The 20,809-nt window shown below is 36.0% G+C and carries 19 protein-coding genes; 18 read left to right on the top strand and 1 reads right to left on the bottom strand.

Annotation, left to right across the window (positions count from 1 at the left end):
- Positions 1-326 precede the first annotated feature (326 nt).
- Positions 327-1,097, top strand: coding sequence for a TIGR01457 family HAD-type hydrolase (locus tag KH400_RS08120; protein WP_217223816.1), 771 nt, complete (start codon positions 327-329; stop codon positions 1,095-1,097).
- A gap of 61 nt (positions 1,098-1,158) precedes the next feature.
- Here KH400_RS08120 and KH400_RS08115 read toward each other — a convergent pair whose 3' ends face one another.
- Positions 1,159-1,659 (bottom strand): phosphatidylglycerophosphatase A family protein, encoded by a 501-nt coding sequence (locus KH400_RS08115; protein ID WP_217223814.1) that lies wholly within the window; start codon positions 1,657-1,659, stop codon positions 1,159-1,161.
- A gap of 396 nt (positions 1,660-2,055) precedes the next feature.
- Between KH400_RS08115 and KH400_RS08110 the strand changes: the two genes are divergently transcribed.
- The 17 genes from KH400_RS08110 to KH400_RS08030 all read left to right on the top strand — a co-directional run bounded on the left by KH400_RS08110 (position 2,056) and on the right by KH400_RS08030 (position 20,758).
- Positions 2,056-2,808 (top strand): YveK family protein, encoded by a 753-nt coding sequence (locus KH400_RS08110; RefSeq protein WP_217224046.1) that lies wholly within the window; start codon positions 2,056-2,058, stop codon positions 2,806-2,808.
- Positions 2,798-3,487, top strand: coding sequence for a CpsD/CapB family tyrosine-protein kinase (locus KH400_RS08105; RefSeq protein WP_217223812.1), 690 nt, complete (start codon positions 2,798-2,800; stop codon positions 3,485-3,487). The genes KH400_RS08110 and KH400_RS08105 overlap by 11 nt, the downstream gene beginning before the upstream one ends.
- Before the next feature lie 348 nt (positions 3,488-3,835).
- Complete coding sequence (locus KH400_RS08100) at positions 3,836-4,603, top strand: tyrosine-protein phosphatase (RefSeq protein WP_217223811.1); 768 nt, start codon at positions 3,836-3,838, stop codon at positions 4,601-4,603.
- 662 nt (positions 4,604-5,265) lie between these two features.
- A complete protein-coding gene (locus KH400_RS08095; protein ID WP_217223808.1) occupies positions 5,266-6,012 on the top strand; it encodes an HI0074 family nucleotidyltransferase substrate-binding subunit in 747 nt (248 codons plus the stop codon).
- 343 nt (positions 6,013-6,355) lie between these two features.
- Positions 6,356-8,167: a polysaccharide biosynthesis protein gene (locus KH400_RS08090; RefSeq protein ID WP_217223806.1), complete on the top strand. Its 1,812-nt coding sequence runs from the start codon at positions 6,356-6,358 to the stop codon at positions 8,165-8,167.
- 230 nt (positions 8,168-8,397) lie between these two features.
- On the top strand, positions 8,398-8,709 hold the full coding sequence (locus tag KH400_RS08085; RefSeq protein ID WP_246589459.1) for a four helix bundle protein: 312 nt from the start codon (positions 8,398-8,400) through the stop codon (positions 8,707-8,709).
- Between the two features lie 104 nt (positions 8,710-8,813).
- Positions 8,814-9,695, top strand: coding sequence for a UTP--glucose-1-phosphate uridylyltransferase GalU (gene galU, locus KH400_RS08080; RefSeq protein WP_217223803.1), 882 nt, complete (start codon positions 8,814-8,816; stop codon positions 9,693-9,695).
- Between the two features lie 146 nt (positions 9,696-9,841).
- A complete protein-coding gene (locus tag KH400_RS08075) occupies positions 9,842-10,258 on the top strand; it encodes a type II secretion system protein (RefSeq protein WP_217223802.1) in 417 nt (138 codons plus the stop codon).
- A 417-nt stretch (positions 10,259-10,675) separates the two neighbouring features.
- Complete coding sequence (locus tag KH400_RS08070; RefSeq protein ID WP_217224045.1) at positions 10,676-11,785, top strand: DegT/DnrJ/EryC1/StrS family aminotransferase; 1,110 nt, start codon at positions 10,676-10,678, stop codon at positions 11,783-11,785.
- A 5-nt stretch (positions 11,786-11,790) separates the two neighbouring features.
- Positions 11,791-12,426, top strand: coding sequence for a sugar transferase (locus KH400_RS08065; protein ID WP_281418664.1), 636 nt, complete (start codon positions 11,791-11,793; stop codon positions 12,424-12,426).
- Positions 12,427-12,459: 33 nt separating this feature from the next.
- The gene (locus KH400_RS08060) at positions 12,460-13,101 is read left to right on the top strand and encodes an acetyltransferase (protein ID WP_217223800.1); all 642 of its coding nucleotides are present in this window, start codon (positions 12,460-12,462) and stop codon (positions 13,099-13,101) included.
- An 80-nt stretch (positions 13,102-13,181) separates the two neighbouring features.
- Entirely contained in the window at positions 13,182-14,477 is a 1,296-nt protein-coding gene (locus KH400_RS08055) for a glycosyltransferase family 4 protein (RefSeq protein WP_217223798.1), read from the top strand.
- Positions 14,449-15,762: a nucleotide sugar dehydrogenase gene (locus KH400_RS08050; protein ID WP_281418663.1), complete on the top strand. Its 1,314-nt coding sequence runs from the start codon at positions 14,449-14,451 to the stop codon at positions 15,760-15,762. The genes KH400_RS08055 and KH400_RS08050 overlap by 29 nt, the downstream gene beginning before the upstream one ends.
- Before the next feature lie 31 nt (positions 15,763-15,793).
- Positions 15,794-16,933 (top strand): glycosyltransferase family 4 protein, encoded by a 1,140-nt coding sequence (locus KH400_RS08045; RefSeq protein ID WP_217223794.1) that lies wholly within the window; start codon positions 15,794-15,796, stop codon positions 16,931-16,933.
- A gap of 63 nt (positions 16,934-16,996) precedes the next feature.
- Entirely contained in the window at positions 16,997-18,214 is a 1,218-nt protein-coding gene (locus KH400_RS08040; RefSeq protein WP_217223792.1) for an O-antigen ligase family protein, read from the top strand.
- A gap of 88 nt (positions 18,215-18,302) precedes the next feature.
- Positions 18,303-19,454 carry a glycosyltransferase family 4 protein gene (locus KH400_RS08035; protein ID WP_217223791.1) on the top strand — a complete coding sequence of 384 codons (1,152 nt, stop codon included), beginning with the start codon at positions 18,303-18,305 and terminating at the stop codon, positions 19,452-19,454.
- 347 nt (positions 19,455-19,801) lie between these two features.
- Positions 19,802-20,758, top strand: coding sequence for a glycosyltransferase family 2 protein (locus KH400_RS08030; protein WP_217223788.1), 957 nt, complete (start codon positions 19,802-19,804; stop codon positions 20,756-20,758).
- Positions 20,759-20,809 lie beyond the last annotated feature (51 nt).

Below are 20,809 nucleotides of genomic sequence, written 5' to 3'. Positions count from 1 at the left end.
GGACCGACATTCCGTTATTCTCCTCAAATTCTCCACGCGGGCAGAGCACCTTGCCATCAACGTACCTCAATCGTAAACCTCACAACCATCCCCAATTCCCCTAAATGTTTGACATCTCCCCAATTAGCTAACTATATTATAAGTGTGTATTTAAAAAGTGTGTTGCAATGGCTCCACTCGCTGCGCGCCTGCTAGGGAAAAACACTTCTAGCAGGTTTTTAAAAAGCTGCAGCGGCTCCGCTCATTGCTTCAAGTCTGTTCAAACGGGGGAAAAAACACCCCTTTTTGAACAGACTAAGTATCAACAAACGAGAGGATGAACGAACATGTCTAAAAACTACAAAGGCTTCTTAATCGACCTTGACGGCACGATGTATCGTGGCACTGAAAAAATCGATGAAGCTGTAGAATTTGTCAAACAACTAAACGAACGCGATCTACCATATCTATTTGTAACGAACAATTCATCAAAAACACCGGAGCAAGTCGCAACAAAACTCGTCGACATGGGTGTGCCGACAACGCCTCAGCACGTCTTCACAACGAGCCAAGCTACAGCAAACTACATCGCCGATCAACAAAAAGGTGATGCTGTCTATGTCATTGGGGAAGAGGGGATCCAGCAAGCGATCACTGACAAAGGACTCAAGCTCGTCGAGGAAAAAGCGGACTTCGTTGTCATCGGTATCGATCGTACGATTACATATGAAAAACTTGCACAAGGTTGTCTTGAAGTCCGTAACGGCGCGACATTCATCTCAACGAATGGAGATGTTGCGATCCCAACCGAGCGTGGACTACTCCCAGGTAACGGTTCCCTAACATCGGTCATCTCCGTATCCACTGGGGTCAAGCCAACGTTCATCGGTAAGCCGGAATCCATCATCGTTAACCAAGCGCTCGACGTCCTTGGCACATCAAAAGAAGATACACTCCTAGTTGGGGATAACTATGATACTGACATTCTTGCAGGCATCCGCGCGGACATTGATACACTCATTGTCCACACTGGTGTAACGACTAAAGAACACTTAAAAACAGTAGAAATCCAACCAACACATGCGGTCAACACACTCGCCGAATGGCCATTTGAATAAAAAATGGTGCCAGGCACCCTCTTTAGGGTGCCTGGCACCAACCATCCTAACCACCTCAATCTTATTCCACATTCGCTAGGCTATGCGCTAACCGACTTGATGCGGCTGCGGCAATCGCACCAACGATATCATCTAAAAACGTATGACATTCTTTCGATTCTTTATCATTTAACTTCTCAAGGATGCCTGGCTTTTGCTTATCGATATAACCGTAGTTTGTAAAACCAATTGAACCGTACACATTTACAATCGAGAAGGCGAGGATCTCATCAACGCCATATAAGCCCTCATCACGCTTCACGATATCTAACAGCGGCTCTTGCAGCATTTCTTTTTCAGCAAGACGATCAAGCTCAATTCCGGTGATGATCGCATTTTGTACTTCACGCTTTCCTAACACACGGTTGACATTGTCCTTGCATTGCTCCATTTCAAGGTCAGGGTAGTACTTCACCTGCAAGAAATAAACGAGATCTGCAATGTCATCAATCGTAACCCCGCGCTCTTGAAGCCATTTACGGGCTGTTTCCTCAACTTTATCATTTGCTCTCTCAATATCCATGCTATCACCTAATTTCCACGTATAGTATCACTTGCATACACTTTCTAATTATTGACGATTACCACATTCTTATTCGCGCATACCAAAAAATAGGACAATTTTTTCTGGACCATTCACACCACATCACCAAAAGGTAAAAAATCCCACCTAGCCCCATCATGCCGGTAAAAGACCGAATTGGTTATCACTGGACAAATAAGTAAAATGTACGTCATTTGAGAACAACATCTTGAAAAAGAATCAAAAAATAGTCACAAAGTGACAAAATCCTGTGATATAATGCAAATAGTTTTGCTTGGAACGAATGAAAAACAATTCAACACGAGACAGCAATTCCGCGTGAGTTGTCTGTGGTGATTGATTAAAAAATAAAAAGAGCAGTCGTGGGAGGAAATGATGGAGGAAACAATTAGTCTAAAAGAGATCTTTGAAACGCTGAAAAAGCGGATTGTGATGATCATCCTGATTACAGTAATGGCCGTAGGTGCCAGTGGAGTTATTAGTTACTTTTTCCTAACACCAATGTATCAAACATCAACGCAAATTCTCGTCAGCCAACAAGCGACAGGCGCCTCATCAGCGCTGCAATCCGTTGGCTTTGATACCGATTCGAAGTACATTGATACGTATAACGTCATTATGAAAAGTCCTTACATCCTAGACCAAGTGATTGAAGAATTACAGCTAGACCGTTCACATAATGCATTGAACAACCAACTTAATGTCTCCCAAGAAGGGCAATCACAAGTCGTCTCGATCCGAGTTGAGGACCAAGACCCGGCGATGGCCGTCGATATCGCCAATACGACCGCGATGGTCTTCCAGCGTGAAGTTGCGAGCCTGCTTCGCGTAGATAATGTGGTCGTACTAGCACAAGCGGAATTATCAGAAACACCGTCACCTGTCAGTCCAAACCCGCCATTAAATATGGCAATCGGTTTTGTCGTTGGTTTAATGGCAGCGGTCGGACTCGCATTTTTACTTGAGTTTCTTGATAATACCGTACGAACAGAAAAAGACATCGAAGACCTCCTTGGCTTGCCTGTCCTCGGGACAATCCCTGTCATGGATGGAGACGTCAATATGAAAGGAAATAACCAATCCGCAAAGAACGCGAAGAAGATGAGAGGTGAACGCGTTGGGTCGTAAGGAATCTAGACAACAAAACCGCAGCCTAGTCACTTACAATGATTCGAAATCCCCGATTGCTGAGCAATATCGTACGATTCGGACAAACATTCAATATGCATCTGTGGATCGTGAAATTCGCACGATTATGGTCACATCAGCTGGACCTGGTGAGGGGAAGTCAACCACAGTCGCCAACCTTGCCGTCGTCATGGCGCAGCAAGGCAAAAAAGTCCTACTCGTTGATAGTGATTTACGTAAACCAACCGTGCATTACACGTTTCGAAAATCGAATGACCAAGGGCTAACGAATGTGCTTACCCATCAAGCTCGCCTTGATGCGGTCATTAGCCCATCTGATGTGCTTGGTCTCGATATACTCACAAGTGGTCCGGTACCACCGAACCCAGCTGAATTATTAAGTGCAAAATCAATGGAGTCCTTCATCAGTGATGCACTTGCTGATTATGATATCGTCTTATTTGATTCACCACCTGTCCTTGCTGTGACAGATGCACAAATTTTATCAAACCTTTGTGACGGTGTCGTCCTCGTTCTTAGTAGCGGAAAAACAGAACAAGATGGGGCAAAAAAGGCAAAAGAACTACTCGACAATGCCAATGCAAAAATCCTCGGTGCTGTCTTAAACGCGAAAGAATTAAAGCAGAGTCAATATTATTACTATTATGGAAGTAGTTAATAGTTCAGTTAGTTAGTTGGTTAGTGGTTAGGTGTTGATAGGACTAACCATCTATTAACTAGTAGTCCTCGTTTGTATGATTATAAGAGTTGGAAAATTTGTTTCAACTCTTATTTTTTTACAATTTTTTCAGAAATTCTGAGGATAAACACCTGCGACAAATGAATGTCAATAGCACTAGAAAAAGTCATAGGAATTGTGAAAAAATTGTAAAAGAATATCCAAAATTTATTAAAAACATGTTATGATATGCCTTGAGAAAATCATCGGCTAATAGTGGAAATGATAGGTAGGGACTAAAGACCTAAAAGGTGACTTTAGTCTTCGATACTAAAGGGGGAGTTCGCAATGATCGATATTCATAGTCATATCTTAGCGGGCGTTGATGATGGGGCGAAAGATATAGACGCTAGTCTCGAGATGGCTCGAGCTGCAGTTGAGGAAGGAATTACGACAATCATTGCCACCCCGCATCATAAAAATGGACAATATGAAAATACGAAAAAAGAAATCATTGAAGCAACGGAACAATTAAATGAACGGTTATTAGAAGAAGGCATTGACCTTAAGGTAATCCCAGGTCAAGAAAACCGCATTTACGGTGAATTAATAGAAGACTTTAGCAAAGGTGAGATCTTAACAATAGGAGACGGTGGTAAATTTGTCTTGATCGAATTGCCATCCAATCATGTGCCACGCTATACCGGTCAAATGCTATTTGACTTGCAACTTCAAGGCTTAACCCCGATCATCGTTCACCCTGAGCGTAACAGTGAACTGATCGAACACCCTGATATGTTGTACAAGTTTGTCAAAAACGGAGCATTTACCCAAGTAACCGCATCAAGTATCGCGGGATTATTTGGGAAAAAGATTAAAAAGTTCTCAGAACAATTGATCGAAGCCAACCTAACACACTTTGTTGCATCAGATGCTCATAACGTCACAAGCCGCGCCTTCCACATGAACGCCGCTTATCTCGAAATTGAGAAAAAATTTGGAACAAACGCCGTCTACATGTTCAAAGAGAACGCCGAATTTATCCTCGATGGCCAACACCCATACATGGAACCACCGGAGAGGGTGAAGAGGAAGAAGTTTTTGGGGATATTCTAAAAGAAAGTTGGACAGTTGGTTAGTTGGTTATTGGTTAGGAAAGGCAAGGTCAAAAGCAGTCGGTGAGTCGGTTAGTAATTAGTAGTTAGGAAAAGCAAGATCAAAGGCAGTTGGGAAAGTTGGTTAGTATTTAGTGGTTAGGAAAAGCAAGGTCAAAAACAGTTGGACAGTCGGTTAGTAATTAGTAGTTAGGAAAACAAAAGACTAACAAAGAAGTGCCTCATTGAGTAACTCAAACCCTAACCAACTACCAACTAACCAACTAAATACTCTACTGGCAATGTCTCCTTGCCGTTATCGACGGAGGCACTCGGTCATGCTGTGGGCCCTTTAATAGAAGGACCTTAGACACTTGTTGTCACTGGCAGGACGTGAGGAAGGGTTAGATGCCCTTTTTTTCAGAGTCAATTGAAAAGGGTGGTTTTTCCTTTTGAATTGACTCGTAGCAATGAGCAAAGCCGCTATCGCTATTGGTCTTAAGCCTCTAGGAATGGTTTTCTCCTAGAGGCGAATAGCGTGCGGAGCCATTGCCATCTATTCAACATTCACAATTCACAATTCATCAATCATAATTTAAAGTTTGCCATTCATTGTGATTCAACCAAGTTATAGTGTATGATCATAGTAAATAATGGATAAGTTCTTATAAGTGGTGATGATGCATGAGTCTAACGAGGTATGGTCTTAGCAAAGCGACGTTTTATAAGATCATTAATCTGTTTAAAGAGTACAAAGAATCGGTTGAGGAAGTGATTCTATTTGGCTCTAGAGCTAGAGGAGACTATAAGGAAACCTCGGATATCGATTTAGCCATTAAGTTTAGAAGGAACAACAATGAGCAGTTGTATCAAATGAAGGATGACCTCTCTAGGGAAAATATTATCTACACGTTTGATATTATTGACTATGACAAGGTAAGCAATATGAAGTTGAAAAGCTATATTGATAAAGAGGGCAAGACGATCTTTTTGTCTAACTCGCAAGGAGAGGAGATGGGTAATGTGAATAAGCTTCAAGATAAGTTATCTGATCTTGAAAAAGCATTTAAAAAGCTTCAAGAAAGCTTGCAACGTGACCCACGTGCTGATGATATTGTCATTGATGCGACGATTCAACGATTTGAGTTTACGTACGAGTTGTCATGGAAGTTGATGAAGTCGTATTTGGAATACAATGGTGTTACCGATGTTCCGAGCCCAAGAAAAACAATGAAACAAGCGTTTAAAGAAGGGATCATTACAGAAGGTGATAAGTGGCTTGCGATGTTAGAAGATCGTAATCGAACGTCTCACACCTATGATGAAGAGATAGCCCTAGCTATATTCGAACACATTAAAGAAGACTATGCCAAGTTGTTTGGTGATTTAATTACAGAAATGAAAAAACAATTTGAAGATGATGAACTGTGATCATCAGTTTATTTAGAAAGTTAAGCTATGTTTCTCGGATTTGGGGAAAGGTGGCTTATTTTTTTATGCTGAATGTCGAATTAAAAAGATCTTCAATTCACAATTCACAATTCATAATTCACAATTCATAATTCACCATTAATAGAATTTTAAGCCGTGCATTTCTACCAAACGTATGAATGTTGGGCTTAGAGGTCTATTTATTTTTGTATGCAGTTGGTTAGTCGGTTAGTATTTAGTAAAACAAAAAGAGCAACAGATAGTTGCTTCACTGAGTTACCCACACCCTAACCAACTAACTACTAACCGACTAACCACTAGTAAGGGGAAGGGGAGTTCATCGTTGGCCTATAAAAATCGACTTATGGGTTTAATCCTTATTGATTCATTAATTGTGCTTTTATGTATTTATTTTGTTTACTTCATGATCATGCCGACATCAGAGGTTGTTTCAACTGTATTAATGATTAGTTCAATAACACTATTAGCAAGTCACCATATTTTTGCCTCAATTTTTAAGCTGTATAAACGAGTCTGGCAGTATGCAAGTATAAATGAGTTAACAGCGATTCTAAAAGCTGTTACGCTCTCGATTGCTGTCACAGCAATTGTCCAGCTCATACTCGTCCAAGATGTGTATGCACGGACGCTAGTCGTAACATGGATGATGCACATCCTCTTTATTGGGGGCTCGCGCTTTGTTTGGCGAATGGTCCGAGATACGTATATTAAGCCGAATAAAAATAAAACGAATACGCTCATTGTTGGTGCAGGTGCAGGGGGAACGATGGTCGCGAGGCAATTGTTGCATAACCCAGATTCTGAGCTCTACCCAGTGGCGTTCATTGATGATGACCCGACAAAGCAAAACCTTGAGGTGTTAGGACTACCGGTTCTCGGTGGCTCAGATCAAATTGCAAAGGTTGTTGAAGACCAGGATATTGAAAACATCGTGATCGCGATTCCGTCATTAAATAGAAATGAGCTCAATGATATTTTCAAAGAGTGTACGAAAACAAACGCAAAAACACAAATCATTCCAAAGCTCGAAGATATCATGACGGGTAAAGTTTCGGTAAATGAATTTAAAGATGTTGAAGTTGAAGATTTACTTGGACGAGATCCGGTTGAGCTTGATATTGATAAAATTGAGCAAAAGCTAACGAACAAAACGGTCCTTGTTACGGGTGCAGGCGGGTCTATCGGTTCAGAGATTTGCCGCCAAGTTGCAAAGTTCAATCCAAAAACTCTCATTCTATTAGGTCATGGTGAGAACAGCATTTATTCAATTGAACTTGAACTGAAAAAATCTTACCCAGATTTCGATGTTGTCACAGAAATTGCTGATGTGCAAGACCATGAGAAGATGATGACGATTATGAGTGCACGTAAGCCTGATGTTGTCTATCATGCTGCTGCTCACAAACATGTGCCACTCATGGAACGTAACCCAGAAGAGGCAGTGAAGAACAATGTAATTGGGACAAAAAATGTTGCTGAAGCTGCAAGCGAAGCCGGCGTCAACACGTTTGTAATGGTCTCAACGGATAAAGCGGTGAATCCAACGAGTGTAATGGGTGCAACGAAACGCCTTGCAGAAATGGTCGTTCAGCATATGGATATTATCTCAGATACTCGCTTTGTCGCTGTCAGATTTGGTAATGTCCTTGGTAGTCGTGGGAGTGTGATTCCACTCTTTAAAAAGCAAATTAAAGCTGGTGGACCGGTGACAGTGACGCACCCTGAGATGATTCGTTACTTCATGACGATCCCGGAAGCATCACGCCTCGTCCTCCAAGCTGGTGCACTTGCCAAAGGTGGAGAGATCTTCGTGCTCGATATGGGCGAACCGGTTAAAATCGTTGATCTTGCGAAGAACTTAATTCGCTTATCAGGTTATACCGAAAACGAGATTCCAATCACATTCACAGGCATGCGCCCAGGTGAAAAAATGTATGAAGAGCTACTGAGCAAAGACGAAGTTCATGAAGAACAAGTCTACCCGAAAATTTACGTAGGAAAGACACCACCAGTGAACATCAACGTCGCCTACGATCTTGTTAACGGATTTGAAACGATGAGTAAAGAGCAACTCCGAGAAGAGCTACTAGATATCGCGAACTTTAGGAAAAAGGAATTGGAAGTGGTGGGGTGAGAAAGTTGGAACTCGTTTCAGTGAACTGAAGCATTGGGTTGGAAAGTGGAAGAATTGGAACTTGTTTCAGTAAACTGAAACATTGGGGTGGAAGGGTTGGAATTAGACTCTGAAGAAACTCTTTAATCGAACAAATAAATCATCGAAGGTCTAGCTAAAATTACTCTACATTCCAACATCCAACACTTCTAACTCTACTACCTCTTCCACCTAAAATTGGAGGTGCTCCAATGGATCGAAACACCAACAAGCTAATCGTCTGGAAAAAGGCACATATTTTAGTGTTAAAGGTGTACGACATTACAAGTAGTTTTCCTCGTGATGAACAATTTGGTCTAACTTCACAGTTGAGGAGAGCAGCTGTATCTGTGCCAAGTAATATCGTAGAAGGTAAGGCCCGAGGTTCGTTAGAAGAAGTGAAATATCAGCTATTGTTAGCGCGAGATTTGAAATATATAGATGGCAGAGTATCAAGAATTAATAAGTCGAGCGAAAGAAGTAGGCAGTATGCTAAATGGATTGTTGGTGTCATTGGAAAGTAGATAGGGTGACCAATCATTCAACAACTGAGATTATGGCTATACAAGAACCTTTTCTAACATTCAGCTTTCCAACTTTCCAACTCGAAGTAAACGGAGGTTTTTTTATGAAAAAAATCAGAAAAGCGATCATCCCGGCAGCAGGGCTTGGGACGAGATTCTTGCCAGCGACTAAAGCGATGCCGAAGGAAATGTTACCGATTGTTGATAAGCCGACGATTCAATATATCGTTGAAGAGGCTGTAAAGTCAGGGATTGAGGATATTATTATCGTTACCGGAAAAGGGAAACGTTCGATTGAAGATCATTTTGATCATGCATTTGAACTAGAGCAAAACTTGTTTGAAAAAGGAAAGACAGATCTACTAGAAAAAGTACAATATTCATCTAAAATGGTCGATATCCATTATATTCGTCAAAAAGAACCACAAGGCCTTGGACATGCTGTCTGGTGCGCGCGTAAATTTATCGGCGATGAACCCTTTGCCGTTTTATTAGGTGATGACATCGTTGAGGCAGACAAACCTTGTTTAAAGCAGTTGATTGAACAATATGAAGAAACGGGTGCTTCTGTGATCGGTGTACAAACGGTAGCTGATCATGATACACATCGTTATGGAATTGTCGATCCGGTAAGTAACGTTGGTCGTAGATATAGTGTCAACAAGTTCGTCGAAAAACCGAAGCCAGGAACAGCGCCGTCTAACTTAGCGATTATGGGGCGTTACCTCTTAACTCCGGAGATCTTTAATTATTTAGATAAACAAGAGATCGGAGCAGGTGGCGAAATTCAGCTCACTGATGCAATCCAAAAGCTAAACGAAGTCCAACGCGTCTTTGCCTATGACTTTGAAGGCGTGAGGTACGACGTTGGTGAAAAATTTGGGTTTGTAAAAACGACGATCGAGTATGCGTTGAAGAATGATGAAATACGAGCGGAATTACTAGAGTATCTTGAAGGAGTTATGGAGAAGGAGAAGGTGAAGTAGTGGACAGTCGTTTTAGTCGGTTAGGGGTTAGGGAAACATAAAAACTAACCAACTACCTACTAATCACTAACCAACTAATTCCCTGAATAAATTAATAGTTTCTTGTCTATACTATGTTCTAAATAATAGAAATTAGGTGATAGAACATGGTAAAGGTAAGCAAGCTTATCTCAGGTTGGTTGAACAAAATTCAGAGGTCATCGCGTGTCAAAGAGGAAAGAGGTTTTACGTTAATTGAGATGTTGGCTGTTGTGACGATTATTGGGGTTATAGCAGGTATCGCTGTTCCATCTGTTGCTGCGGTAGTTGAAAACAGTAAAGAACGAGTTTGTGAGGTTAACCTTTTGCAATTAGAACGAGGATATGAATCACATTTGCTTATGGAGAACATTAAGCATTCCGATGAAATTTTCACCCAGTTCCTAGAAGAGTATAGTGAGCCTGTTTGTGATGAGGATTGTGAAGTTATTTATGTTGATGGTAAGGTCATGTGTAGTGAGCAGTCTGAGGGTATCACTGGTGACCCTGAGGATAATAAGGGTGATGGTGAACCTTATTTATAAAAAGTTGAACATTGGTGATCGAAGCCGTATCAGAGAATGGTACGGTTTTTCCTTATTCAACTTTACAATTTCTGCACATAATGATTGAATGGTGAAGAGGAACTGACTATCGTAATTAGATAACATGCTGAAAGCCTTGGGACATAAGGGTTTGAAGTGTTTTTGATAGTTTTTAAGGTTTGATTGAATGGTAGTTTAATAGGAAGAAACACGGTTGAGATTAGTGTTAAAATGAAAGAACTTCGTGATTGAATGTTGTTGATTGAATAGATATTACGAGGTGGCTATCAGAAGTAGATAACCATTTTAGTAGTCTAGTAGTTGGTTGGAATAACTATGATAAAGGTTCCAAGCAAGTCCTAATCTACTAAAATATTAACTTAACGATGGAAGGAAGTCTATAGGATGGAGATAAAAGTGAACGAAAGAATTTTCCTTTCATCACCGCATATGAGTGATGAAGGTTATGAAATGGAATATGTAAAGGAAGCATTTGATACAAACTGGATTGCTCCTCTTGGAGAAAATGTGAATGGTTTTGAAAGAGAACTCGCCGCTAAGGTGGGTTCTAAAGCTGCAGCAGCACTTTCTTCTGGAACAGCTGCTATTCACTTAGCATTAAGAGCGGCAGGAGTTGGTGAAGGGGATATAGTGTTCTGCCCAACACTTACATTCTCTGCTACAGCTAATCCAATTATCTATCAAAACGCAAAACCAGTATTCATAGACAGTAATTATGAAACTTGGAATATGTGCCCAAAAGCATTGGAAGAAGCTTTTGAGAAGTATCCAGATGTTAAAGCAGTTATTGTTGTTCATTTATATGGCTTGTCTGCAGATTTGGATAAAATCGTAGAACTCTGTAAGAAACATAATGTTGTTTTAATAGAAGATGCTGCTGAAAGTTTAGGAACTTACTATAAAGGTAAGCATACTGGAACTTTTGGCGACTATGGCATCTTCTCTTTTAATGGAAACAAAATCATTACAACTTCTGGTGGTGGGATGCTTGTTTCTAATAATGAAGAGAGAATTGCTAAAGCGAGGTTCTGGGCTACTCAATCAAGAGGTCAAGCAAGGCACTATCAACATAGCGAATTAGGGTTTAATTATCGTATGAGTAATGTGGTTGCTGGTATTGGTAGAGGACAGCTTAAGGTGTTAGACCAGAGAGTGGAAAAGAAACGGTATATCTTTGAGTTTTATAAAAGAGAACTTGGCGGTCTTGATGGTGTGCAGTTCATGCCGAGTAATGAATGGGATGAGCCAAACTACTGGTTAAGTTCAATGACTTTAAGTGGTAAGGTGAGACCAATTGATATATTTGAAGCGTTGGAATCTGAGAATATCGAGTCAAGACCAATTTGGAAACCGATGCATATGCAACCGTTCTTTGAGAAGTATGATTTTATGGGGGCAGGTGTCTCGGAGAAACTGTTTGATAATGGTGTTTGTTTGCCTTCTGATACGAAGGTGACGGGTGCACAGTTGGAGAAAATTGTAGGAATTATTAAGAGATTGTGGTGATATAAATGGAGCGTTCAAAAGGTGGCTTGTATAGAAGATTTTTAAAGAGACCGATGGATTTTACTTTGGCACTTATAGCAATTATAGTATTGAGTCCTGTTCTCTGGATAGTAGCATTCCTTGTAAAAACTAAGTTGGGAAGCCCAGTACTGTTTAAGCAAGAGAGACCGGGTTTAAATGAAAAGATTTTTACGATGTATAAATTTAGGACAATGACAGATGAGAAGGATGAGAATGGGGAGTTGTTACCAAATAATGTGAGGTTAACAAGGTTTGGTAAAATCCTAAGATCTACTTCATTAGATGAATTACCTGAGCTTTTCAATATTTTAAAAGGTGATATGTCTATAGTTGGTCCTAGACCATTACTAATAGAATATTTACCACTGTATAATGAGCACCAAAAACGTCGACATGAAGTGAGACCTGGATTATCAGGTCTAGCACAAGTAAATGGAAGGAACACAATTACTTGGGAAGAAAAATTTGACTATGATGTTCAATATGTCGAAAGTATATCATTGAAATTAGATTGTAAAATCATTATACAGACATTTTTAAAGGTATTTAAGCGAGAAGGAGTCAATAGTAGTGAGACTGTAACTATGGAGAAATTTAAAGGAAGTTTTGATAGTAAGTAATAAAGTAAGAGTAATAGGAGAGGAAATAAGCCTGTGGATAATAGAGAAATATATATAGTTGGTGCAGGAACCTACGGTGAAACAATGCTTGAATTGGCTGAAATATTAGGCTATAAAGTTAAAGCATTTTATGATGAAGATGACAATAAACAAAATGAGTTTATTATGGGTATTGAAGTTATTGGAAAGTTTTCCGATCTTCTAAACGAAGATATAAAAGATAAACAGTTTATTGTAGCTATTGGTAACAATAAAGTAAGAAACAATATCATGAGAAAAATTAATAAGTTAGGTGGAAGGACCCCGACACTTATTCATCCGACAGCTGTTATAAGTCCAAGTGCTGAAATTGGTCAAGGGGTTTATATACAAGCTAATGCATATATATGGACGAAGGTTAAGGTTAATGACTTTTGTATCATAAGTCCAGGTGTTGTTATAGCCCATCACTCTATAATTGGTAAAGCTTGTTTGATTTCAACTCTTACAGGTGTAGGAGCTTCTATAAAGATTGAAGATAATGTATTTACTGGGATGGGATCTACAATTGTTACCGGTCTTTCTATTATTGGTCAAAATTCTGTAATTGGTGCAGGTGCAGTCGTCTTAAAGGATGTTGAAAAAAATTGTGTTTATGTAGGTGTACCAGCAAAAAAGATTAAAGAAACAATTTGACCATAATAATAAGGGATGAATGTGACACAGCACGAAATGGTATTACTTAATAAATCGGGTAATAAGGAGAAGTTTCATTTATGACTAAAAAAATCTGGATAATGAATCATTATGCCACAAATATGTTTTTTAATAGAGGTGGACGGCATCATTGGTTTGCTCAAAACCTATTAAAGAAAGGTTATAATCCTACAATTTTTTGTGCTAGTACTAGACATAATAGTAATAAAAATATTGAGATAGGAATTGATAACTATAAAAAAGATGAAGCAGATGAAATTCCTTATATTTTTGTCAAGGCGCCAAAGTATAAAGGAAATGGCAAACAACGAATCAAAAATATGTTTAGTTTCTATAGGAATGTTTTTCCCGTTGCGCAAGAGTATGCAAAAATTAATGGAAATCCCGACATTATTCTTGCTTCAAGCGTTCATCCACTCACCTTAGTAGCAGGTTTAAAAATTGCCAAGAAATTTGGAGTACCATGTATTTGTGAAGTGCGAGATTTATGGCCTGAAAGTCTAGTAGCTTATGGCGTATTGAAAAGAGAAAATATCATTACGAAAGTATTATATAGAGGAGAAAGATGGATTTATAATAGAGCCGACTCTGTAATTATGACTTGGGAAGGCGGAAAAGATTATATTATTGATCAAGGTTGGGATAAAAAAATTGATGTAACGAAAATAAAACACATTAGTAATGGTGTGATTATAGATACATTTGATAGAAATAATAAAGAAAATCAAATAATTGATACAGATTTAGATAATAAAAATTATAAAAACGTAATCTATGCTGGGTCTATAAGGAAAGTAAATAATTTAGGAATGCTATTAGATGCAGCTAAAATTATTCAATCTCAAGGAATAGATGATATAAGATTTTTAATTTACGGTGCTGGTGATGAAAGTGAAATTCTTAAAAAAAGGTGCGAAGAAGAACATATTAATAATGTAATTTTTAAAGGCCGTGTTGAAAAAAAATATGTCCCTTCAATTCTAAAGAAGGCTTATATAAATATACTTCATAATTCAAGTACTTCCCTTGATAAATATGGCCAAAGTCAAAATAAATTTTTTGAATATTTGGCAGCAGGGAAGTGTATTGTTCAAACTTATACTACTGGTTATAGTATTTGTGAAAGGTATGAATGTGGAATTAGTGCACCTAGACAAAATGCAGAAGAAATCGCAAAGGCGGTAATAACAGCCTGTAGTGATGAAGAAAAAACCAAAATTATGGGTAAGAACGCCCGACAAGCAGCGTATGAATTTGATTTTGAAAGGTTAACAGAAAGGCTTATTGAGGTTATTGAAAGTAATTGTGAAAGGGAGAGATTTTCTAATGAGTCTATATATGAAACTAGTAAATAGAGCAGAAAAAATATCAGTTATTGGATTAGGGTATGTTGGTCTTCCTTTAGCTATTGAGTTTGCAAATAAATTTGAGGTTGTTGGTTTCGATACGAACGAAAAAAAATTAGAGAAATATTTAAATGGTATAGATGTCACTGATGAAGTTGGAGATGAAGCAATAAAAAATACAACTTTGCAATTTACAAGTGAAGAGAGTAGGTTAAGAGATTGTAAGTTTCATATTGTTGCTGTGCCAACTCCAATAAATAGTGATAAGACCCCGGATTTAACACCAGTTATCGGGGCTAGTAAAATAGTTGGAAGAAACCTAACAAAAGGATCTATAGTAGTCTTTGAATCAACAGTTTATCCTGGTACAACAGAAGAGATTTGTATTCCTATACTTGAAAAGGAATCAGGTTTAAAGTTCGGAATTGATTTTAAAGTAGGTTATTCACCAGAACGGATAAACCCAGGCGATAAGATTAATACATTAACGAAAATAATAAAAGTGGTCTCTGGTTCAGATGAAGAAGCCCTTGAGGAAGTTTCAAGTGTATATGGAGCAATAATTGAAGCTGGGGTTCATAGAGCTGAATCAATTAAGGTGGCAGAAGCTTCAAAGGTAATTGAAAATTCTCAAAGAGATATTAATATTGCCTTTATGAATGAATTATCAATGGTATTTAATAAAATGGAAATTGATACAAAAGCAGTATTAGAAGCAGCTGGAACTAAATGGAATTTTCTTAAATTCACTCCCGGATTAGTGGGTGGTCATTGTATTGGAGTAGATCCATATTACTTTACCTATAAAGCTGAACAGTTAGGATATCACTCACAAATAATTTTAGCAGGCAGAAAAATTAATGATGATATGGGCAAATATGTCGCTAATAATATAATTAAGAAGCTGATTAAAGCTGAGCAACCAATTAAAGGTGCAAAAGTAGCTATCTTAGGAATAACTTTTAAAGAAGATTGTCCTGATGTCAGAAATACAAAAGTAATAGATATTATTAATGAATTAGAAGAGTTTGGTGTAGATGTGTTAGTTCACGATCCTGTTGCAAACAAAGAAGATGTGTGGGAAGAATATAGAATTAACCTTGTAGATAAAGATGCATTGGTTAATCTTAATGGAGTAGTATTAGCGGTAGCACATAAGGAATTTAAAGAGAGCTATAGTGTTGATTTCTTTCAAGGGTTATATGCTGACAAAAATAAAGTTTTAATTGATGTTAAAAGTGTATTAAATAAAAAAGAATATGAAACAAGTGGTTTTGTTTATTGGAGTTTGTGAGGCTACTCAATCATTGATAAGGGTGTAAATTATGGATATACTACACATTTGTTCATATTATATAGGTAACCAACTATATAAAAATCTAATTAAAGAGATTTCAGAAAATGGAGTGAAACAACATATTTTCATTCCATTAAAAGATAAAAAATTTATTGGAAAAAATCAGCTAACTACCGATAATAATATAAATTATTATTATAAAAACATATTACAAAAACATGATAAGTTTTTGTACTTTAATAAAATTAATAAGCAACTCAAAGAAATTGAAAGGTCGATACTAGCGAATCAAAATGTTACATTCATCCATGCCCATACTGTATTTAGTGATGGTGGTACTGCATATAAGTTAAATAAGAAATATGGAATGAAGTACATTGTTACTGTACGAAATACTGATTTAAATTCCTTTTATAAATATGGAATCCATTTAAGGCCTTTTATGTATAAGATACTGCTAAATGCGGAGGCAGTTATTTTTATTTCACATGCATACAAAAATCAAATGTTTTCTTTACTTCCTTACAGTGTTTTATCTAAGATTAAGGAACGGTCTATTGTAGTCCCCAATGGTATTGATAACTATTGGCACGAGAATAATTTAGTTAAAGAGGTTAATCACATACCTCAAAAAGAGATTTTGCTACTTTTTATCGGGTTAATTGATAGAAATAAAAATTTAGAGTCTGTAATATTATCATGCGCTAAACTCTGTGAAGAAGGTTATAATGCTAAACTACATGTTATAGGTGAGGGACCATTAGAAGATGAATGTAGGGATATGACTAAAAGGTTAAATATTGAAAAAAGGGTGGTATTTCATGGATATATTAGGGAAAAACAAACGATTTTATCAATTATGTGTCATTGTGATATTTTTGTTATGCCCTCATTTAAGGAAACTTTCGGTTTAGTTTATATTGAAGCTATGTCTGTGGGATTACCTGTTCTTTATTCGAAAGGTCAAGGTATCGATGGTTTTTATATTGAGGGGGAAATAGGTTATTCTGTTGAACCGTCGAATATTAATTCAATTACAAAAGCTATATTAAATATCTTAAAAAACTATAATGATATTTCTAATAATTGTGTGAAAAGGTCAAAAGATTTTAAATGGGACATTATTGTTGAAAAATATTTACAATTATATAGTGCAAGCGATAAATAAATATTAGAATTTTTCTAATAAAGGTAAGCTAGTTTTTAATAATTTAATTAAGAGAGGCTTAAAATGCTAGATATTTTGAAAAAAGGCAATGAACATATAGAACAATCTGGTGACCAAAAAATTAGTATAGCGTTGATTACTTCTTTTGTGATACTAACCATTCAATTTTTTATATTAGTTTATTTTGAACTAATGGGAACATCAGATGCTTCAAGGATACAACTAGTATCAAAAATTTTAGTAGGAATAGCCTTTGTTTATGCTCTTCCTAGTGTATTAAAACGAAGTAAAGTTAAATTTATAGTTATATATCTTATTGCTATTTTTATTTTTTTAATTAATTATTCTATTTTTCCTGAGAATAGGTTATACCTTAAAGAATTGATATTTCCGGTCTTTTTTATGTCACTTCCTGCTTTTGTATACAGCATGAGTCTTAGTGAATGGAATATACTAAAAAGGGTTATGAAAAAAGCTAGTCTGATTGTTTTTATTTTTGGAGCAACTTTGGGTTCCCTTATTATTTCAGGAAGCTTATCAATAGGGGAATATAGTATGGCTTTATCATATTATATGTTGCTGCCTATAGTAATTTATTTAGACGATTTCTTAGAAGAGTTTTCATTTAGCGCGCTTTTCTTTGTAGTATCTTCACTACTTGTAATACTCGCTTTAGGTTCCAGAGGCGCGATATTATGTGTGGTTGTATTTTTCGTTCTTAAATTAATAAGGTCTAAATCCAAATTAAATTTTAGCAGATTACTATATAAGTGGATTACTTTTGGGGGAATTTTATTACTATATTTATTCCTTAGTTATATTCTCGAATTTGCATATAACTTTCTTTTAAATTTAGGTATTAAAAGTAGGAGTATTCAGTTGTTTTTAAGAGAAGATATACATTTAAGTGGAAGGGATAATATTTATCAAAACGTTATTAGAGAAATTATGGACAATCCATTGTTAGGAATTGGTATTGGTGGAGATAGGTTAGTTAGTGGAAGAGGATATGTTCATAATATTTTTTTAGAAATATTAGCAAATTACGGAATAGTATTAGGGGGTATTTTATTAGTAGTACTGTTACTACTGATCTTAAAGTCTTTATTTGTCAAAGACAGTCATAAATACAGTATGATTATCATCTGGTTAAGCCTAGGCTTAATCCCTTTAATGGTTAGTAGTTCTTATCTAATAAATATAAATTTTTGGATATTTTTGGGATTGGTACTGAACTACTGTTTTATTAAAAGAAATTCTAAAGTAGAACTTACTGGATAGTATTAGTAAGAGTTATGCGATTATATAGAGAAAGATATGTCATATAGAGCGCTTATTGTCAACAAAAATAGAGGGGGCGGTGATATATATGAATAAGCCTAAAATATTATATTTAAGTGATACTAACATAACGAAGGCTGGTGGAGCCCAACAATCTATGAAGGTATTAATGGAAGGGTTAGTTTCAGAGTATGATATATATATAGTGACACCCAGTGGAAGAAAATTCAGTGAATATCATATTAGTTTGGATAAGTATCATAAGTTTGTTTTAAGAAGGAAAAACTTTTATAAAGTTCTTCTCATGATAAAAGATATACTGAATGTAGTACGTAAAATTAATCCACAAATAATTCATGTTCAAATGCCGGCTACAATGGTTATTATTAACTTTCTGTTAAGTGTAGGAGCTATAGATAAAAAAACAAAAATAGTTTATACAGATCGAGGAGTATATGGAAAGTATGGAAAAATTACGAATTTATCCATAAATAGTATCGTCCAAAAGGCTGAAAAAATAGTTACGACAACTTCAGTGAATAAACTTAACTACGCAAATCAATTTCCTAAATACAGGAGATACGAAGAGAAATTTAAAGTTATATATAATACTGCTGGTAAGGAATATGATTATTACGATATTACTAAAAGAGATGAAATCAAAGAAAAGTACAAAATTGATTCAAATGATTTTGTCATTGGACTTTGTGGTAGATATAGTGAACAAAAAAATTGGCCCCTAGCTTATGAGATATTAGAAAAGTGTAAAAGTAAAATTGATAAATTAAGATTTTTGATAATTTTAGGAACAGATAATTCTAAAGCTAATAATGCTGAAGCAAAAGAATATATAAGGAAAGTAAAGGAACTAGTCGGAGAAAAGAAAATAAATGCCTTTATAAACCTTAATAATAATGAAGTAGCTGATCTATACTATGCAATGGATTGTTTCTTGCTAACTTCAAAGTGGGAATCATTTGGTAGAACTGCAGTGGAAGCTATGGCTAGAAAAAATGTAGTAATCGGCACAAATGTAGATGGTTTAGCTGAAGTGATAGGCAATAAAAATTATATTTTTGATACTGCTGAAGAAGCATTTGAAATTATAGAAAAACTTTTTATCAATGAGGAAGAATTACAAAGTCATAAGGAAAAATTTTATGATAGGTATCACGAAAAGTTTGGATATAACAGAAATATAGAGATGCATCGGAGTCTATATAAAAGTCTCTTAGAATAATTTTAAAACTTTAATAGTTAGTTACTCCCGTTCTTACTTAATGTTGAATAGAGGTTTGAACTAATATCGATTTTATTTTAATGTTATTACAAGATAATCCAAACTAGCTAACTAATTTTATTTAAAAGCATATAGAAATTTCAACTGAGGATGACATGAAGAAGATAAGCGACATTGAAGCTCCTTATTAAGCTATAATAAGGACTTTTTTAGTTTTAGTTATAGTACTAGTTTTAAATAGGTACTTCGCAATATAATAGTGCTACCATTTGAGTTTGAAATTATATTTTGAAAAACGCAAACTTGGATTATTAATTAATTAATGGTTAAAGAAGGAGATATAATATATGGTGTATCTTTCCATAATAATCCCGCATTACAATTCTCCGAGGTCACTAAAAAAGTTACTTGATTCTATCCCCCAAAAAGAAGAAATTCAGATTATTGTTATAGACGATAGAAGCAACCTCGAAGTTGATAAATTGTATTCATTAATATCAAATAATAAATATAATCATGTTCTCTTTACAAATAACAATACAGATCAAAAGGGAGCGGGTGTCTGTCGGAATATTGGTTTAGATATAGCTGAAGGAAAGTGGATTTTATTTGCAGATTCTGATGATTTTTTTACTGATGGATTTTACGACACTGTATCTTCATATTTCTCTACAGATAATGATATAGTTTTCTTTAGTCCGACAAGCGTCGAAGTTGATACTGGCAATAAGTCAGATAGACATGTGCAAAAAGAAAAAATAATTACTAGTTTCCTTGAACAAGGTGACTATAAATCAGAGGTATCATTAAGGTATCGTTTTTTTGTTCCATGGTCGAAATTGATTAGAAGTGACTTTATAAAAGATAATAAAATATATTTTGACGAGGTAATTGCTTCAAATGATGTTATGTTTTCTGTAAAAGCAGGCTATTACATGAAAAAGTTTGAAGTGTCGAGAGATATAATTTATTGTGTTACAAAAAGTAGAGGCACCTTAACAACAAATACAAGCTTAGAAGTATACGATTCGAGGCTAAGGGTTTATATAAATTATTGTCAATTTTTAAAGGCAAATTTAAATAAGGAAGAGCTAGAAATGTTTAATCTTAGAGGGAGTACTATGATAATTAATGCAGTTAAATATAGACTGGGATTCAGAAAAATATTTTCCATATATGTTACTTTAAAAAATAATAATATAGAAGTCTTTGATTTGCGCTTTTTTAATCCAGTGTTTCTTATAAAAAAAAGTATATACCATTATAGGAACCATAAAAAGCAAAAAAAATATCTTGTGAAGTAGCTAAGATTTGTAAATGATAATAGGGTTATATGTATTAGATATAATTTTACA

Origin of the sequence: Desertibacillus haloalkaliphilus, from assembly GCF_019039105.1 — a bacterium.
In the GTDB taxonomy this organism is placed as follows: domain Bacteria; phylum Bacillota; class Bacilli; order Bacillales; family KJ1-10-99; genus Desertibacillus; species Desertibacillus haloalkaliphilus.
Note: the sequence above shows the minus strand (reverse complement) of the source record. Positions and strands in the feature narration are given on the sequence as shown.

Excerpts from the sequence above, each read along its gene's own strand:
- KH400_RS08075 (WP_217223802.1), top strand. The coding sequence starts at position 9,842 with ATGGTAAAGGTAAGCAAGCTTATCTCAGGTTGGTTGAACAAAATTCAG.
- KH400_RS08095 (WP_217223808.1), top strand. The coding sequence starts at position 5,266 with ATGAGTCTAACGAGGTATGGTCTTAGCAAAGCGACGTTTTATAAGATC.
- KH400_RS08085 (WP_246589459.1), top strand. The coding sequence starts at position 8,398 with ATGGATCGAAACACCAACAAGCTAATCGTCTGGAAAAAGGCACATATT.
- KH400_RS08065 (WP_281418664.1), top strand. The coding sequence starts at position 11,791 with ATGGAGCGTTCAAAAGGTGGCTTGTATAGAAGATTTTTAAAGAGACCG.
- KH400_RS08050 (WP_281418663.1), top strand. The coding sequence starts at position 14,449 with ATGAGTCTATATATGAAACTAGTAAATAGAGCAGAAAAAATATCAGTT.
- KH400_RS08120 (WP_217223816.1), top strand. The coding sequence starts at position 327 with ATGTCTAAAAACTACAAAGGCTTCTTAATCGACCTTGACGGCACGATG.
- KH400_RS08055 (WP_217223798.1), top strand. The coding sequence starts at position 13,182 with ATGACTAAAAAAATCTGGATAATGAATCATTATGCCACAAATATGTTT.
- KH400_RS08030 (WP_217223788.1), top strand. The coding sequence starts at position 19,802 with ATGGTGTATCTTTCCATAATAATCCCGCATTACAATTCTCCGAGGTCA.
- KH400_RS08045 (WP_217223794.1), top strand. The coding sequence starts at position 15,794 with ATGGATATACTACACATTTGTTCATATTATATAGGTAACCAACTATAT.
- KH400_RS08110 (WP_217224046.1), top strand. The coding sequence starts at position 2,056 with ATGGAGGAAACAATTAGTCTAAAAGAGATCTTTGAAACGCTGAAAAAG.
- KH400_RS08100 (WP_217223811.1), top strand. The coding sequence starts at position 3,836 with ATGATCGATATTCATAGTCATATCTTAGCGGGCGTTGATGATGGGGCG.
- KH400_RS08115 (WP_217223814.1), bottom strand. The coding sequence starts at position 1,659 with ATGGATATTGAGAGAGCAAATGATAAAGTTGAGGAAACAGCCCGTAAA.
- KH400_RS08035 (WP_217223791.1), top strand. The coding sequence starts at position 18,303 with ATGAATAAGCCTAAAATATTATATTTAAGTGATACTAACATAACGAAG.
- KH400_RS08040 (WP_217223792.1), top strand. The coding sequence starts at position 16,997 with ATGCTAGATATTTTGAAAAAAGGCAATGAACATATAGAACAATCTGGT.
- galU (WP_217223803.1), top strand. The coding sequence starts at position 8,814 with ATGAAAAAAATCAGAAAAGCGATCATCCCGGCAGCAGGGCTTGGGACG.